Here is a 15021-nt window from a genome sequence, read left to right on the forward strand (position 1 = left end):
TGCCCAGAGCCCCGCAGCCCAAGAGGAATTACACAGCAAGAAAGCACAAGAATCCCCCCGCCCCCTGGCGTACACTCGCGCCCCTGCCTTACCTCCGGAGACCGTTGTGAGCCCCATCGCCCTAGCCCGCCTGCTGACCCTTGCCGCCGTCTGGGGAGCGAGTTTCCTGTTCATGCGCATCATCGCCCCCGAACTGGGCACGGTGCCGACCGCGTTCTTCCGGGTTTCGATCGCCTGCCTGGGCCTGATCGTGCTTCTGGCCGCTGCCCGTGTGCGCTGGGACTTCCAGGGCAAGCTCGGCGCGTGCCTGGTGCTGGGCATGATCAACTCCGGCATCCCCGCCACCTTCTACTCGGTGGCGGCCCAGGTGCTGCCGGCCGGCTATTCGGCGATCTTCAACGCCACCACCCCGCTGATGGGTGTGCTGGTCGGCGTACTGTTCTTCCGCGAGCCAATGACCCTGGCCAAACTCTGCGGCATCTTCCTTGGCCTGTTCGGCGTCGGCATCCTTAGCGGCGCCGGCCCGGTGGCACTGGACATGGCCCTGCTGCAAGGCGCCCTCGCCTGCCTGGCGGCCACCACCTGCTACGGCTTTGCCGGGTTCCTCGCCCGCCGCTGGATCAGTGGCCTGGACAGCCGTCTTTCCGCGCTGGGCAGCATGCTCGGCGCAACGCTCATGCTGACCCCGCTGTTCGGCTGGAGCGCACTCACCCAACCGCCCGCCAGCTGGGGGGGCTGGGAGGTGTGGTTGTCGTTGCTGGGGCTGGGTTTGCTGTGCACCGCCTTTGCCTACATCCTGTACTTCCGCTTGCTGGCCGAGATCGGACCGGTCAAAGCCAGCACCGTGACCTTCCTGATCCCGGTATTCGGCGTATTGTGGGGGGCGTGGCTGCTGAATGAGCCGTTGTCGATGGCGCATCTATACGGCGGCCTGCTGATAGGCCTGGCCTTGTGGCTGGTGCTGCGCCCGGCGCGCAGCTGAAGCGGAGTACGGCATGAACAGCGCGTACAAAAAGGTCCTGTTCCGCCTGGAACAGGACGAGAACGGCTACCCACCAGCCTCGGTCGAGGGCCTGTGGGCCAAGGCCGTGGAAGGCGGCTATGCCATCGACAACATCCCCTTCCATGTCTATGGCATCGCCCCGGGCGACGTGATCGACACCCGTGAGGAAGCAGGCGAAACCTGGTTCGCAGCGCTGCGCCACAGCAGCGGCAGCTCGGTGTTCCGGGTGGTCGTCAAACCACCGGAAACCCTCGACCAGGTACGCGCAGCATTGCTGGATTTCGGCTGCGCCTGTGAAACCGAGCAGGCAGTGAAGATGTTGGCGGTCGAGGTCCCACCGCAACGCTCGCTCGATACCCTGCTCTACTACCTGCTCACCCAGCGCGAAGCCGGCCTGCTGGACTTCGAGGAAGGCGTGTTGCGCCACGCCATCCCCGAAGAATTCCGCTAGGGCCTACGCCTCGGCCAGGCGCGCGGCAGGCTTGCGAAACACGAACAGCAGCCCTACCACGATCAGCCCCATGCCCAACAGGCTGAGCGGTGCCAGGCGGTTACCGAAGATCAGCAAGTCCATCACCGCAGTCACTGCCGGCACCAGGTAGAACAGGCTGGTGACATTGACCAGGTTGCCCTTGGCGATCAGCCGGTACAGCAGCAAGGTTGCCAGCAGCGAGACCACCAGGCCCATCCACAGCAGCGCACCGACGAAGCTGCCGGTCCACTCGACATGAAGCGGTTGCAGAGGTGCGAACAGCGCGCACATGGCAAAGCCGGCCAGGTACTGCAGCGGCAGCGTGCCCATGGGGTTGTCGGTAATGCGCTTCTGCAGGATCGAGCCAAAGGTCATGCTGACCAGCGCCAGCAGGGCGAACAGCATGCCCGCCAGCGATACCCCGCCCAGGTTGATGCCCTGGTAGACCACCATGATCAAGCCGCCCAACCCCAAACCCAGGCCGAACAAACGGCTCCAGGAGCGCTGGCGTTCCATCAGCACCACGGTGAGGATCGGTTGTACCCCCATCACCGTGGCCATGACGCCGGGGGTGACATGGGTATCAAGCGCCAACAGATAGAAGATCTGATAGGCACCGAGCAGCACACAACCGGTACCCAGGGCGCGCAGAATGCTCCCGCGAGTACGCGGCCAGCGCAGCCCTAGCAACGGGCCGATCAGCAACAGGCCGGCCAGGGCCAGCGCCGAGCGCAACAGCAGAAAGGCAAACGGGCTGGCATGCGCCAGGCCGAGCTTGGAGACGATCGCCCCGCTGCTCCACAGCAGGACGAACAGGCAGGTAGTGGCCGCCGAGGCCACGGACGTTTTGGTAAAGACAGACATGAATTGCCACCTGATAGTAGGCAGATAAGCCAAACGGACGGCGTGCGCTTCAACGTGAGCAGTAGCCGACCGTGTTCAGTACGTTGCGCGTGCGAAGGGTTGCGGCACGAAGCCGATCAGCCCAGCACAACCACGCAATGAGGCGGAGCTACGCCGCCTACGACGCCACTGACAGGTGGTGGGGAGTGACAGATCATGACCGGCTGCTGGCTACCACGCACGACCAGGCCCGCGACTGGCGCGATGGCAAAGCGTGTGGTGGAAGGGATGGCTGGCATGAACGCGGTCTTTGAAGAAGTGAATGTTCTGGAATATAGCGAGTGATTCTTCGCGGCACAAGCCCGCTGCCAGAAACGCACCCTCGTCCTTGAAGGATGAGGCGCACCGGTGGCAGCGGGCTTGCCCCGCAAAGGGGCCGGTTAACGCAGAAAAACTCAGAACAACCAGCGATACAACAGATACGCCACCACCACCGCCAGTACCGGCCGCAGCACGCGGTAAGCCTTGGGGTTGGCGCGTTTGAACTGCTTCACATGGCTGCTGATCCTGTTGCTGAAGCGCTTGCTCCAGGCGTACGCCTGGTTGATCCCGCCCACGCGCTCGTCGTCGGTGTTCTGCGGCGCGGTGGCGCGGCCGAGGAAGGCACTGACCTTACGGTTGATGCGCGTCATCAGCGGGCTACTCAGCGGGCGCTCGATGTCGCAGAACAGGATCACGCGGGTAACGTCGGTTTCGTTCTTGACCCAGTGCACGTAGGTTTCGTCGAACATCACGTCTTCGCCATCACGCCAGGCGTACTGCTCACCGTCCACGTAGATGCGGCATGCGTCGGAGTTTGGCGTGGACAGCCCCAGGTGATAACGCAGCGAGCCTGCGAACGGGTCGCGGTGCGGGTTCAGGTGGCTGCCGCCGGGCAGCAGGGCAAACATTGCGCCCTTGACATTGGGGATGCTGCTGACCAGCTCGACAGTGCGCGGGCACAGGGTTTGCGCCGAAGGCAGCGGTTTGTCGTACCACTTCAGGTAAAAGCGCTTCCAGCCTTTCTTGAAGAACGAACCGAAGCCGGCGTCGTTATCTTTCTCAGCGGCACGGATATAGCCTTCGTCGAACAGGCGCATGGCCTCTTCACGAATTTCCTGCCAGTTGTCCTTCAACACGTCCAGCTCCGGGAAGCGCTGGCGATCCAGGTAGGGCTTGGACGGCACGCCGGAAAACAGGTACATCAACGCGTTATAGGGGGCGAACAGCGCCGAATGGTTGACGAACTGGCGCAACACCGGCAGGCGGGCCTTGCCGCGCAGGTGCACGAACAGCACGCTGCCGAAAAACACCAGCAAGACACCCGCCTTGGCTGCAAAGGAAAAGGTCATGCTTTCACTCCTTGGGGAAGAGCCAGGGCTGCGCTGCCTGCTCTCCAGAAAATCATCCTGCCATCATAAACCGATCCCGCCGCGGTAAAAACAACCCGGGCGGGATCGCATTCATGAAGATTTTGCAATAAACCAGGCCGCCGATTGTTGCGCCGGATCAGCGGGAAGGCTGATTACTGCTGGTTTTCCTGCTCGCTGAACATGTCGCTGAACAGCATGCTCGACAAGTATCGCTCGCCCGAATCGGGTAGGATTACGACGATGGTCTTACCCTGCATTTCCGGTTTTTCGGCCAGGCGCACCGCTGCCGCCATTGCCGCACCGCAGGAAATACCACAAAGGATGCCCTCTTCCTGCATCAGGCGAATCGCCATGGCCTTGGACTCTTCGTCGGTCACCGTCACCACTTGGTCGACGATCGACAGGTCGAGGTTTTTCGGCACGAAGCCGGCGCCGATGCCCTGGATTTTGTGCGGGCTGGGCTTGAGTTCTTCGCCGGCCAGGGTCTGGCTGATCAGCGGCGATGCCACGGGCTCCACTGCCACCGACAGGATGGCCTTGCCCTGGGTATGTTTGATGTAACGCGACACGCCGGTGATGGTGCCGCCAGTGCCCACACCCGCCACCAGCACGTCGATGGCGCCGTCCGTGTCGTTCCAGATCTCAGGGCCGGTGGTTTTCTCGTGAATGGCCGGGTTGGCCGGGTTTTCGAACTGGCCCGGCAGGAAGTACTGCTCCGGGTCGGAGGCGACGATTTCGTTGGCCTTCTCGATCGCGCCCTTCATGCCCTTGGCCGGATCGGTCAATACCAGCTCGGCGCCCAGTGCCTTCAGCACCTTGCGGCGCTCCAGGCTCATCGAAGCGGGCATGGTCAGCATCAGCTTGTAGCCGCGGGCGGCGGCGACGAAGGCCAGGCCGATACCGGTGTTGCCCGAGGTGGGCTCGACAATGGTCATGCCCGGTTTGAGCTTGCCGCTGCTTTCGGCGTCCCAGACCATGTTCGCGCCAATGCGGCATTTGACCGAGTACCCGGGGTTGCGCCCTTCGATCTTGGCCAGGATGGTCACGCCGCGCGGGGCGATGCGATTGATCTGCACCAGCGGCGTGTTACCGATGGAGTGGGCGTTGTCTGCAAAGATACGGCTCATGGCAGGGGTCCTTGGCATGAAAAAGCAGGGAAATGCCTCAAGGGTAAGCCTGCGGCGGTGGCCCGTAAAGCCTGTTCGAACTCAGCCCGGCACGTTGCGGTCAACCGCACATCCCGCCTTGGAGACAGCCTCATGAAAGCCCGCTATCGCTGGCCGCTGGTCGGCCTGGCCAGCCTGATCGTGCTGCTGGTGGCGCTGCACCTGGCCCTGCCCTACCTGGTGCGCGACTACCTCAACGACAAGCTGGCCGACATGGGAGACTACCGCGGCCAGGTAGCCGATGTGGACCTGGCCTGGTGGCGCGGTGCCTATCAGATAAACGGGCTGAAAATCATCAAGACCACCGGCAAGGTGCCCGTACCGTTTCTCGACGCCCCACTGATCGACCTCTCGGTGAGCTGGCATTCGTTGTGGTACGACAAGGCAGTGGTGGCGGAGGTGACCTTCGTGCATCCCGAGCTGAATTTTGTCGACGGTGGTAGCAAACAGGCGTCGCAGACCGGCCAAGGTACCGACTGGCGCCAGCAGCTGGAAAAACTCCTGCCCATCACCCTCAACGAAGTGCGTATCGACAATGGCGTGCTGACGTTCCGCAACTTCAATTCCAAGCCACCGGTCGACCTCAAGGCCACCCGGTTGAACGCCAGCATCCGCAACCTGACCAACGTGCGCGACCAGAAAGGCCGTCGCGACGCAAGTTTCGAAGGCACGGCGCTCATCGCAGGGGATGCGAATGTAGAAAGCCGTGCCACCTTCGACCCTTTCAGTGATTTCGACGATTTCGAATTCAGGCTTCGCGCCACCGGCATCGAGCTGCGCAAACTGAATGACTTTGCCAGCGCTTACGGCAAATTCGACTTCAATGCCGGGCACGGTGACGTGGTCATCGAGGCCCAGGCAGAAAACGGCCGGCTGAACGGCTATATAAAACCGCTGCTGCGTGATGTCGACGTGTTCGACTGGCAACAGGACGTCGAGGAAAAGGACAAGGGTTTCTTCCGCTCGGTGTGGGAGGCCCTGGTGGGTGCGACGGAGACGGTGCTGAAGAACCAGCCGAAAAACCAGTTCGCCACCCGGGTGGAACTCAGCGGCAGTGTGCGCCAACAGGATATCAGTGCCTTCGAAGCGTTCTTGCAGATCCTGCGCAACGGGTTTGTCCAGGCATTCAATGCGCGCTATGAGCAACCAGCGCCGAAGTCTGACTGAGACAGCGTGACGGGGCATTCAGGGACTGAATACCCGGTCTGCGTTTGCAGCCGCCTGGCCCCGCGTTATAGTCGGAAACAAATCCGGATTATGTGCTGCCTGTTCGGGCCGCTTCGCGGGTAAACCCGCACCTTCAACCCTGTACCGCGAAAAGGCCCGCACAGCCCTAAACAGAGGACAACCCCCCATGAAGTTCGAAGGCACCCGCGACTACGTCGCCACAGACGACCTGAAACTGGCGGTAAACGCGGCCATTACCCTCGAACGCCCGCTGTTGGTCAAGGGCGAACCGGGCACCGGCAAAACCATGCTCGCCGAGCAGTTGGCGGCTTCGTTCGGGGCGCGCCTGATCACCTGGCACATCAAATCCACCACCAAGGCCCACCAGGGGCTGTACGAGTACGACGCGGTCAGCCGCCTGCGCGACTCGCAGCTGGGCGTGGACAAGGTGCACGATGTGCGCAACTACCTGAAAAAGGGCAAGCTCTGGGAGGCCTTCGAGGCCGACGAGCGGGTCATCCTGCTGATCGACGAAATCGACAAGGCCGATATCGAATTCCCCAACGACCTGCTGCAAGAACTCGACAAGATGGAGTTCTACGTCTACGAAATCGACGAGACCATCAAGGCCAAACAGCGTCCGATCATCATCATTACCTCGAACAACGAAAAAGAGCTGCCGGACGCTTTCCTGCGCCGCTGCTTCTTCCACTACATCGCCTTCCCCGACCGCACTACCCTGCAGCAGATTGTCGACGTGCACTACCCGAACATCAGCCAGTCGCTGGTCAGCGAGGCGCTGGATGTGTTCTTCGACGTGCGCAAGGTGCCGGGCCTGAAGAAAAAGCCGTCCACCTCCGAGCTGGTCGACTGGCTCAAGCTGCTGATGGCCGACAACATCGGTGAAGCGGTGCTGCGCGAACGCGACCCGACCAAGGCCATCCCGCCGCTGGCCGGTGCGCTGGTAAAAAACGAGCAGGATGTACAACTGCTCGAGCGCCTGGCCTTCATGAGCCGGCGCGGCAACCGCTGACAGGAGCAGGGCCATGCTGCTCAATCTGTTCAATGAGATGCGTGCGGCCAAGGTGCCGGTTTCGGTGCGTGAACTGCTCGACCTGCACCAGGCCTTGCAAAAGCGCGTGGTGTTCGCCGACATGGACGAGTTCTACTACCTCGCCCGCGCCATCCTGGTGAAGGATGAACGCCACTTCGACAAGTTCGACCGTGCCTTCGCAGCCTATTTCAAGGGCCTGGAAAACCTCGACCGGCATATCGAGGCGCTAATCCCCGAAGACTGGCTGCGCAAGGAATTCGAGCGCTCGCTGACCGATGAAGAACGCGCGCAGATCCAGTCGCTGGGCGGCCTGGACAAGCTTATCGAGGCATTCAAGCAGCGCCTCGAAGAGCAAAAGGAACGCCACGCTGGCGGCAACAAGTGGATTGGCACCGGCGGCACCAGCCCATTCGGCTCGGGTGGTTTCAACCCCGAGGGCATCCGCGTCGGTGACGCCGGCAAGCGTCAGGGCAAGGCAGTAAAAGTCTGGGACCAACGCGAGTACAAGAACCTCGACGACCAGGTCGAGCTTGGCACCCGCAACATCAAGCTGGCCCTGCGCCGGCTACGCAAGTTCGCCCGCGAAGGCGCCGCCGAAGAGCTCGACATCGATGGCACCATCGACCACACCGCGCGTGATGCCGGGTTGTTGAACATCCAGATGCGCCCCGAGCGGCGCAACACCGTGAAGCTGCTGTTGCTGTTCGACATTGGCGGTTCGATGGACGCCCACGTCAAAGTCTGCGAAGAGCTGTTCTCGGCCTGCAAGACCGAGTTCAAGCACCTGGAGTATTACTACTTCCACAATTGCGTTTATGAGTCGGTGTGGAAGAACAACCTGCGCCGCACGTCCGAACGTTTTTCCACCTTCGACCTGCTGCACAAGTACGGCGATGACTACAAGGTGGTGTTCGTCGGTGACGCGGCCATGGCGCCCTACGAGATCACCCAGCCCGGTGGCAGCGTGGAGCACTGGAACGAAGAAGCCGGGTATGTGTGGATCCAGCGTTTCATGGAAAAATTCAGGAAGGTCATCTGGATCAACCCGTACCCCAAGCAGGCCTGGGAGTACACCGCCTCGACACATCTGGTGCGCGACCTGATCGAGGACAAGATGTATCCGCTGACCCTGCAAGGGTTGGAGGACGGGATGCGCTACCTGTCCAAGTGAGGTTGCCTGTACCGGCCCTTTCGCGGGCTCGCCCGCTCCCACAGGCCCCCCACATTCACAACCCTCAAATGCAGTGCTATCCCTGTGGGAGCGGGCAAGCCCGCGAAAGGGCCAGCAGCCTTACGACCAACGCCCCAGGTAAAGCTGCTGCTCTCGCCAGGCCTCGTCCTGCACCACCGCCCTGAACCGCACCACCGTCCCCGGCATGCACTGCGCCAGTTGCGCCAGCGCCAGCGGCGTCAGCGCGCCCAGCCGCGGGTACCCACCAATGGTTTGCCGGTCATTGAGCAACACGATCGGCTGCCCGTCTGGCGGCACCTGTACCGCCCCCAGCGGGATCCCTTCGGAGATCATCGGCGCCCCTTGGTACACCAGCTGCGGCCCCAACAACCGGATGCCCATGCGGTCGGCCCGGCTATCCAGCGTCCACTCCCGGTTGAATGCCTCGAACAAGCTGGTACCGCTGAATTCACCGATCTGCGCGCCCATCACCAGGTCCAGCACCGGCTTTTGGGCGAACTGCGGGCACAACGCTTGCGGCACTTCGCGCAGGGGGGCATTGCTACCGGTAAAAGCCAATGCCTGGTGTTTAGCCAGCGCAGCACCCTGGCCATCGATGCCACCCAGTGCTTCACGTACCACAGTGGCACAACTGCCCAGCACATCCTCGCCCAGAAACCCACCCGGTGCCGCCAGATACGCCCGCACACCCACTTTGGGCTGCTTCAGGGTCAAGCGCTGCCCCTTGGCCAGGGCAAAGCTGCGCCATGGCGCCAGGGGCTGATCATCGACACACGCATCCAGGTCGGCACCGGCCAGGGCCAGCACGCAATCCTGTTCGGCCACCACGCAAAAACCACCCAGCGCCACCTCGACCACCGGCGCCCCCAACGGGTTGCCCAGCAGCCAGTTGGCCCAGTGCATCGCCACCCAGTCCAGCGCCCCGCCCTGGGTCACGCCAAGGTGGCGCACGCCAAAGCGCCCGGCATCCTGTAACTGGCACAACGGCGTACTGGCCTCGATCATCAACTGCTTCATCCCTGCGCCTCCACATCACCACCCATGGCCAGGAATTCGCTGCGCGAAACCGGCACGAAGCGCACCCGGTCACCGGGTTGCAAGAGGCTGTAACCCTCACGCTCACGGTCGAACAACCGCACCGGGGTGCGCCCGATCAGGTTCCAGCCACCCGGCGATACTGCCGGGTAGGCCGCCGTCTGGCGCTCGGCAATACCCACGCTGCCCGCCGCCACGCGCTTGCGTGGGGTACTCAGACGAGGACTGGCCAGGCGCTCGTCGACCAGGCCCATGAAGCCGAAACCCGGTGCGAAGCCCAGGGCAAACACCGGGTAATCGCGTTCACCGTGCAAGCGAACAATCTCCGCTTCACTCAAGCCGCTGCGGGCTGCCAGCACAGGCAGCTCGGGGCCGACACTGGCGTCGTACCACACCGGGATCTCGTGTCGGCGGCCGCCACTGCCTGTGTCAGGCTGCAAGCCGTCCAGCGCCTGAGCGATTCGCGCCCTGGCCTCGCCTGGCGCCAGGGCAGACTGCACCATCAGCGTGGTATAAGACGGCACCAGGTCCAGCAAATGCTCGCCGAACGCCGCGCTCAAGCGCCGGCTGGCGGCGAGCATCCATGGCATGTTGACCTCATCGATACGGTCGAACAGGCGTACCATCAGGCTGTCGATGGCGACCACTTCGATTCGCGGCTTCATCACACCTCCAGCCCATCGAGGGCCTGGCGAATCTGCCGCACCGCCTCCACCGAACTGTCGTTGTCGCCATGCACGCAGAGGGTGCGGGCGGCAAGCTGCAAGGCGCTGCCATCGTCAGCCAACAGCGTTTCGCCTCGGGCCAGACGCACCGCCTGCTCCACCACCCGCGCCGGGTCGTGATGCACCGCGCCCGGCAGGCGCCGCGACAGCAGATGGCCGCTGGCAGTGTATGCGCGGTCTGCGAACGCCTCGAACCACAGCGGCACGCCGATTTCATCGCCCAGTGCCTGGGCGGCACGGTTGTCGGCGGTGGCCATCAGCATCAACGGCAGGTTGCTGTCATAGGCCGCGACGGCCTCCAGCACGGTACGCAGCTTGAGCGGGTCGGCCATCATGTCGTTGTACAGCGCACCATGGGGCTTCACATAGGCCACGCGACCACCCAGCACTTTGCAGATGCCATCCAGCGCACCGATCTGATAATGCAGCAGGTCACGGATTTCTTCCGGGCTGCAGGCCATGGAGCGGCGGCCGAAGCCGACCAGGTCCGGGTAGGCCGGATGAGCGCCGATAGTCACCCCGTGCTCAAGCGCCAACGTCACCGTGCGACGCATGATACCGGGGTCGCCGGCGTGGTAGCCGCAGGCGATGTTGGCGCAATCGATGTAAGGCATGACTTCGGCATCCAGGCCCATGCGCCAGCTGCCGAAACTCTCGCCCATGTCGCAATTGAGTAGCAGGCGTTCCACCACGAGGCCTCCGTTGTTGTTGTGCATATGCCTACCTTACCGCGCCTGCAGCTGTTTGCCGCGGGTTTCCGGCAAGCTCAAGGCCGCCACGATCACAATGCCGTATGACACAGCAGAGAACACGCCGATACCCAACCCCAGCGGAACATTTTGGCCGAGCATGCCGATCATTAACGGGAACAGCGCGGCAATGACCTTGCCGATGTTGTAGCAGAAGCCCTGCCCCGAACCCCGAATGCGCGTGGGGAACAGTTCGGTCAGAAACGCCCCCATGCCGCTGAAGATACCCGAGGCGAAGAAGCCCAACGGGAGGCCCAGCCACAGCATCACGCCATCGCTGACCGGCATCTGCGTGTACAACAGCACAATGACGAAGGAGCCCACGGCGAACAGGATGAAGTTCTTCTTGCGCCCCAGCAGGTCGGACAGATAAGCACTGACCACATAACCCATGTACGAGCCGACGATCACCATGGCCAGATAGCCCCCCGTGCCCAGCACACTCAGGCCGCGTTCGTTCTTCAGGAAGGTTGGCAACCACGAGGTGATGGCGTAGTAACCGCCGAGTGCGCCGGTGGTCAGCAGGGATGCCCGCACGGTGGTCCAGAGCATGCCCGGCGCGAAGATTTCGTAGAAGCGCGAGGGTGCCTCGGTGTTTTCCACTGCCTTGGCCTTACGATAGACCTCAGGGTCCTTGACCAGGCGGCGAACGAAGATCACGAAGATTGCCGGTACCAGCCCCAGCAGGAACAACGCACGCCAGGCCTGCTCTGCCGGCAGCCAGGAGAACAGCAGCGCATAAAGGATGGCCGTGAGGCCCCAGCCAATTGCCCAGCCGGACTGCACCATGCCCACCGCCTTGCCGCGGTCCTGGGCGCGGATCACTTCGCCTATCAACACCGCGCCGGCGGTCCACTCGCCACCGAAGCCAAAGCCCATCAGGGTTCGGGCAATCAGCAATTGCTCGTAGTTCTGAGCGAAGCCGCACAGGAAGGTGAAGAAGGCGAACCACAACACCGTCAGTTGCAGGGTACGCACCCGGCCGATGCGGTCGGAGAGGATACCGGCCACCCAGCCTCCTACAGCCGAGGCGATCAGCGTGCTGGTGTGGATCAACCCGGCTTCGGTGGTGGTGATACCCCACAGCATGATCAGCGTAGGAATGACGAAACTGAGCATCTGTGTGTCCATGCCGTCCAGGCCATAGCCAATCTTGCAGCTCCAGAAGGTACGTCGTTGCTGTTTGTCGATGTCGCGGTACCAGGCGAAAGGCCCGGACGAACGGAGGGAACTGACCTGCTGTTGCACGCCGGTGGGGTTCATGGATGCCTCGGCTTGTTGGTATTGTTTTATGGGCGACATGAAGCGTCGCGGCCTGGGCGTCATTGTTCAGAGGCCGCCTCGCCTGCGTCCAACGAAAAAAACCGCCGGTCTGGAACAAGAAAAACTGATCATGAACCTTCGCTTCCTCGAAACCTTCGTCTGGGTCGCCCGGCTCAAGAGCTTCCGCCTGACGGCAGAAAAGCTGTTCACCACCCAGGCTTCGGTATCCAGCCGTATTGCCGCACTGGAGGCTGACCTGGGCGTGAAGCTGTTGCTGCGCGACTCCCGCGGCGTCAGCCTGACCCCGGAGGGCGGCAAGGTGCTGGAATACGCCGAACGCATGCTGGAAACCGCCAAGGCCATGAAGCAGTCGCTGGACAGCGACCGGGCCAAGGTCGGACGCATTCGCATCGGGGTAATGGACACGGTGATCCACACCTGGATGAGCGCGCTGGTGGCGGAGCTGACCGAGCGCTACCCGCAGGTGGAAATCGAACTGGTGGCCGACACCGCGCTGAACTTGCGCGAGCAGCTGCAGAAGGGCTTTCTTGACGTGATTTTGCAGACCGACTTGCTGCGCGAGCAATCGATCCGCAGCCTCGACCTGGCGCGCTACCCAATGGGCTGGGTGGTGGCCGCAGGCGCCCACCAGCACCGGGACTATGCGTCGCTGGCCGAACTTGGGCGCGAGCGCATCATCACCTTCTCGAAGAATTCACGGCCGCACCAAGAGGTGCTGAGCTTGCTGCAGGCTGCGGGGGCAGAGGCGCCGCGGTTGAATTGTGTGAATTCGGTGGCGGCGATTACCCGGCTGTTGCGCGATGGTTTTGGCATTGGCGCGCTACCGCCGGCGCTGGTGGATGCCGAGTTGGGCCGGGGCGAGCTGGTGCTGCTGGAAGGGTTGCAGCCGCCGCCGAGCCTTGAGCTGGTGGTGGCGTGGCAGACCGGGGTGGCGTTGGTCGATGAGGTGGTTGGGGTTTGCAGGCAGGTGTTGGAGCGGTATGCGCGGGATGTGGGGGGGCAGCGGATCGTGCTGGTCTGACCAACAGTCTCTGCCTGTACCGGCCCTTTCGCGGGCTTGCCCGCGAAAGGGCCGGTACAGGTACAGCAGAACTTAGCGCCAGCTCTCTTTCACCACCCTGCGCCGCCCGCCCAGGATCAGCCAGCCAATCCCCAGCAACAGGCTTTCGACCACAAAGGCCAGCACAAAACCGGCACCCACACCCCAGCCAATCGCCTCGGGTACCAGCAGAATCTGGTAGCTGTAGCCATTGAGGGTTTCTTCACGCAACTGCGGGTCGGCCTGTACCAGCACATGCCAGGTACGCCCGGCCCATGACCCTTGCAGCACCTGCCATTCGTTTTCCAGCAGTTCGTTGCGGATCATCAGGCTTTCGATGCTGTTGGCATCACTGTTGAACACCGGGTCGTCGCTGCTGCGGTAGTGCTGCAGCAGCGCCTGCAAGTCGCCCTTGAAAAAGCGCTCGGCCGTTTGCCGGAACCCATCGAGCGCCTCGCGCGATTCGAACAGGTGCGCCTCGACCCGCTGGCTATAGTCCTTGACCAGCCCCGGGACCTGGATACCGGCCAGCAGGCCGAAGGTGAACAACAGCAATCGCAGGTAACTTCTGAACATGCAGCGTCCTTAGCTCTGGCCGTGCGCCACGCACTCGCCGTGCCGCCACAGGGCCCACTGACCCGGCGCGTAGCGGTGCCAGGTCTCGTTCTCGGTCAGGGCCTCGGTGGCAATCACCGTGACCACGTCGTTGGGGGTGGTTTCGGTATGAAAATCGACGATCAGGTCGACATCCTTCAACCGTGCGGCACCAAATGGCGCACGGCGTGTAATGTGCACCAGCTTGGTCGAGCAAAAGCAGAACAGCCAGTCGCCGTCGCTGAGCATGCAGTTGAACACCCCCAGATCCCGGTAGCCGGCACAGGCTTCGACCAGCACGGGCAGCAGCTGTTCCACCGGCACCGGTTCGGGGAAGGCGCTGCGGATGCGGTTGAGCAAGTCGCAGAAGGCCGCTTCGCTGTCGGTGTCGCCCACTGGCCGGTAGAAACTGGCCAGGCCCTTGAAGTCACCCAGCTGGCCGTTGTGCGCGAAGCACCAGTTGCGGCCCCACATTTCCCGCACGAACGGGTGGGTGTTGGACAGGCATACCCTGCCGACGTTGGCCTGACGGATATGACCGATCACCACTTCACTTTTGATCGGGTAGCGCTGCACGAGGTTGGCCACTTCCGACTCGCTGCTCGCGGCCGGGTCCTGGAACAGGCGCAGGCCGCGGCCTTCGTAAAAGCCTATCCCCCAGCCGTCACGGTGCGGGCCGGTTCGCCCGCCCCGCTGCATCAGGCCGGTGAAGCTGAAAACGATGTCGGTAGGGACGTTGGCACTCATGCCCAGCAGTTCGCACATAGGCGTGTCTCCGTTTACAGACGAGGCTCGACCCGGCCTGCGCCACGCGTAGCGGCTGGCGGCAAGTCGTCACGGTAACGATCGCTGCGCTCGGCAGCCAGCGGCGCATGGGTGCCGAGCTGGTCATCCTCGGCCTGCTGACGCCTGGCGGCGGCTTCGGCCTGCTCACGGCGTGCGTGCGCGCGCTTTTCCAGCGGCCAGCGCAGCAGCACGAAGAGGAAGTACAGGCCGAAGGCGATCATGCCGTACATGGCGAAGTCGGACACAGCGCGCCAGGCGTTGTTGCCGACCTTGAAAGCGACATCCAGCGCAGTGATGGCGATTGCAGGGGCGAAGCTGTCCTTGACCGGGTCGACGATGGTCGGGGTCAGCAGCAGCACCGCCAGCACCACCCGTAGCGGTTCGCGCAGCCAGCGCCACATCCAGCCGGTGAGCTTGAAGCCCACCAGCAGGCACCCTAAGGCGGCTACTGCGTACAAGCCCCAGGCGAAGGTGTAGTCGTTCTCGGTCATGGTGTTCGT

The 15021-nt window shown here is 63.0% G+C and carries 16 protein-coding genes; 6 read left to right on the forward strand and 10 right to left on the reverse strand.

The window, feature by feature from the left end; all coding sequences use genetic code 11:
- Positions 1 to 106 precede the first annotated feature (106 nt).
- Both ACF8FB_RS07395 and ACF8FB_RS07400 read left to right on the forward strand, forming a co-directional pair.
- The gene (locus ACF8FB_RS07395) at positions 107 to 982 is read left to right on the forward strand and encodes a DMT family transporter (protein WP_014755695.1); all 876 of its coding nucleotides are present in this window, start codon (positions 107 to 109) and stop codon (positions 980 to 982) included.
- A 13-nt stretch (positions 983 to 995) separates the two neighbouring features.
- A complete protein-coding gene (locus ACF8FB_RS07400) occupies positions 996 to 1454 on the forward strand; it encodes a DUF4265 domain-containing protein (protein ID WP_004576044.1) in 459 nt (152 codons plus the stop codon).
- A 3-nt stretch (positions 1455 to 1457) separates the two neighbouring features.
- Here ACF8FB_RS07400 and ACF8FB_RS07405 read toward each other — a convergent pair whose 3' ends face one another.
- The 3 genes from ACF8FB_RS07405 to cysK form a co-directional block, all read right to left on the reverse strand.
- Positions 1458 to 2339: a DMT family transporter gene (locus ACF8FB_RS07405; protein WP_003254651.1), complete on the reverse strand. Its 882-nt coding sequence runs from the start codon at positions 2337 to 2339 to the stop codon at positions 1458 to 1460.
- Positions 2340 to 2773: 434 nt separating this feature from the next.
- Entirely contained in the window at positions 2774 to 3709 is a 936-nt protein-coding gene (locus ACF8FB_RS07410; RefSeq protein ID WP_003254653.1) for an aspartyl/asparaginyl beta-hydroxylase domain-containing protein, read from the reverse strand.
- A gap of 173 nt (positions 3710 to 3882) precedes the next feature.
- On the reverse strand, positions 3883 to 4857 hold the full coding sequence (cysK, locus tag ACF8FB_RS07415; protein ID WP_003254654.1) for a cysteine synthase A: 975 nt from the start codon (positions 4855 to 4857) through the stop codon (positions 3883 to 3885).
- A gap of 132 nt (positions 4858 to 4989) precedes the next feature.
- Between cysK and ACF8FB_RS07420 the strand changes: the two genes are divergently transcribed.
- The 3 genes from ACF8FB_RS07420 to ACF8FB_RS07430 all read left to right on the forward strand — a co-directional run bounded on the left by ACF8FB_RS07420 (position 4990) and on the right by ACF8FB_RS07430 (position 8288).
- Positions 4990 to 6063: a DUF748 domain-containing protein gene (locus ACF8FB_RS07420; RefSeq protein ID WP_392510764.1), complete on the forward strand. Its 1074-nt coding sequence runs from the start codon at positions 4990 to 4992 to the stop codon at positions 6061 to 6063.
- A 187-nt stretch (positions 6064 to 6250) separates the two neighbouring features.
- Entirely contained in the window at positions 6251 to 7096 is an 846-nt protein-coding gene (locus ACF8FB_RS07425) for a MoxR family ATPase (protein WP_003254658.1), read from the forward strand.
- A 13-nt stretch (positions 7097 to 7109) separates the two neighbouring features.
- Positions 7110 to 8288 (forward strand): VWA domain-containing protein, encoded by a 1179-nt coding sequence (locus ACF8FB_RS07430; protein WP_104886552.1) that lies wholly within the window; start codon positions 7110 to 7112, stop codon positions 8286 to 8288.
- A 120-nt stretch (positions 8289 to 8408) separates the two neighbouring features.
- Here ACF8FB_RS07430 and ACF8FB_RS07435 read toward each other — a convergent pair whose 3' ends face one another.
- From ACF8FB_RS07435 to ACF8FB_RS07450, 4 genes are read right to left on the reverse strand one after another with little or no spacing between them, the layout of a single operon-like run.
- Positions 8409 to 9326, reverse strand: coding sequence for a biotin-dependent carboxyltransferase family protein (locus tag ACF8FB_RS07435; protein WP_010955244.1), 918 nt, complete (start codon positions 9324 to 9326; stop codon positions 8409 to 8411).
- The gene (gene pxpB, locus ACF8FB_RS07440) at positions 9323 to 10009 is read right to left on the reverse strand and encodes a 5-oxoprolinase subunit PxpB (protein ID WP_049586992.1); all 687 of its coding nucleotides are present in this window, start codon (positions 10007 to 10009) and stop codon (positions 9323 to 9325) included. Before pxpB ends, ACF8FB_RS07435 begins: the two co-directional genes overlap by 4 nt.
- Complete coding sequence (locus tag ACF8FB_RS07445) at positions 10009 to 10785, reverse strand: 5-oxoprolinase subunit PxpA (RefSeq protein WP_392511164.1); 777 nt, start codon at positions 10783 to 10785, stop codon at positions 10009 to 10011. Before ACF8FB_RS07445 ends, pxpB begins: the two co-directional genes overlap by 1 nt.
- A 9-nt stretch (positions 10786 to 10794) precedes the next feature.
- On the reverse strand, positions 10795 to 12081 hold the full coding sequence (locus tag ACF8FB_RS07450; protein WP_161774978.1) for an MFS transporter: 1287 nt from the start codon (positions 12079 to 12081) through the stop codon (positions 10795 to 10797).
- A gap of 130 nt (positions 12082 to 12211) precedes the next feature.
- On the opposite strand from ACF8FB_RS07450, the gene ACF8FB_RS07455 reads away from it, so the two are divergent.
- Positions 12212 to 13123 (forward strand): LysR family transcriptional regulator, encoded by a 912-nt coding sequence (locus ACF8FB_RS07455; protein WP_003254668.1) that lies wholly within the window; start codon positions 12212 to 12214, stop codon positions 13121 to 13123.
- A 72-nt stretch (positions 13124 to 13195) separates the two neighbouring features.
- Here ACF8FB_RS07455 and ACF8FB_RS07460 read toward each other — a convergent pair whose 3' ends face one another.
- From ACF8FB_RS07460 to ACF8FB_RS07470, 3 genes are read right to left on the reverse strand one after another with little or no spacing between them, the layout of a single operon-like run.
- Positions 13196 to 13717, reverse strand: coding sequence for a DUF2937 family protein (locus ACF8FB_RS07460; protein ID WP_010955249.1), 522 nt, complete (start codon positions 13715 to 13717; stop codon positions 13196 to 13198).
- Positions 13718 to 13726: 9 nt separating this feature from the next.
- The gene (locus ACF8FB_RS07465) at positions 13727 to 14500 is read right to left on the reverse strand and encodes a class II glutamine amidotransferase (protein WP_010955250.1); all 774 of its coding nucleotides are present in this window, start codon (positions 14498 to 14500) and stop codon (positions 13727 to 13729) included.
- A gap of 14 nt (positions 14501 to 14514) precedes the next feature.
- The gene (locus tag ACF8FB_RS07470; RefSeq protein WP_392510769.1) at positions 14515 to 15012 is read right to left on the reverse strand and encodes an MFS transporter; all 498 of its coding nucleotides are present in this window, start codon (positions 15010 to 15012) and stop codon (positions 14515 to 14517) included.
- Between the last annotated feature and the right edge of the window lie 9 nt (positions 15013 to 15021).

This window comes from Pseudomonas sp. yb_2 (assembly GCF_043103905.1).
Lineage (GTDB): Bacteria > Pseudomonadota > Gammaproteobacteria > Pseudomonadales > Pseudomonadaceae > Aquipseudomonas > Aquipseudomonas alloputida.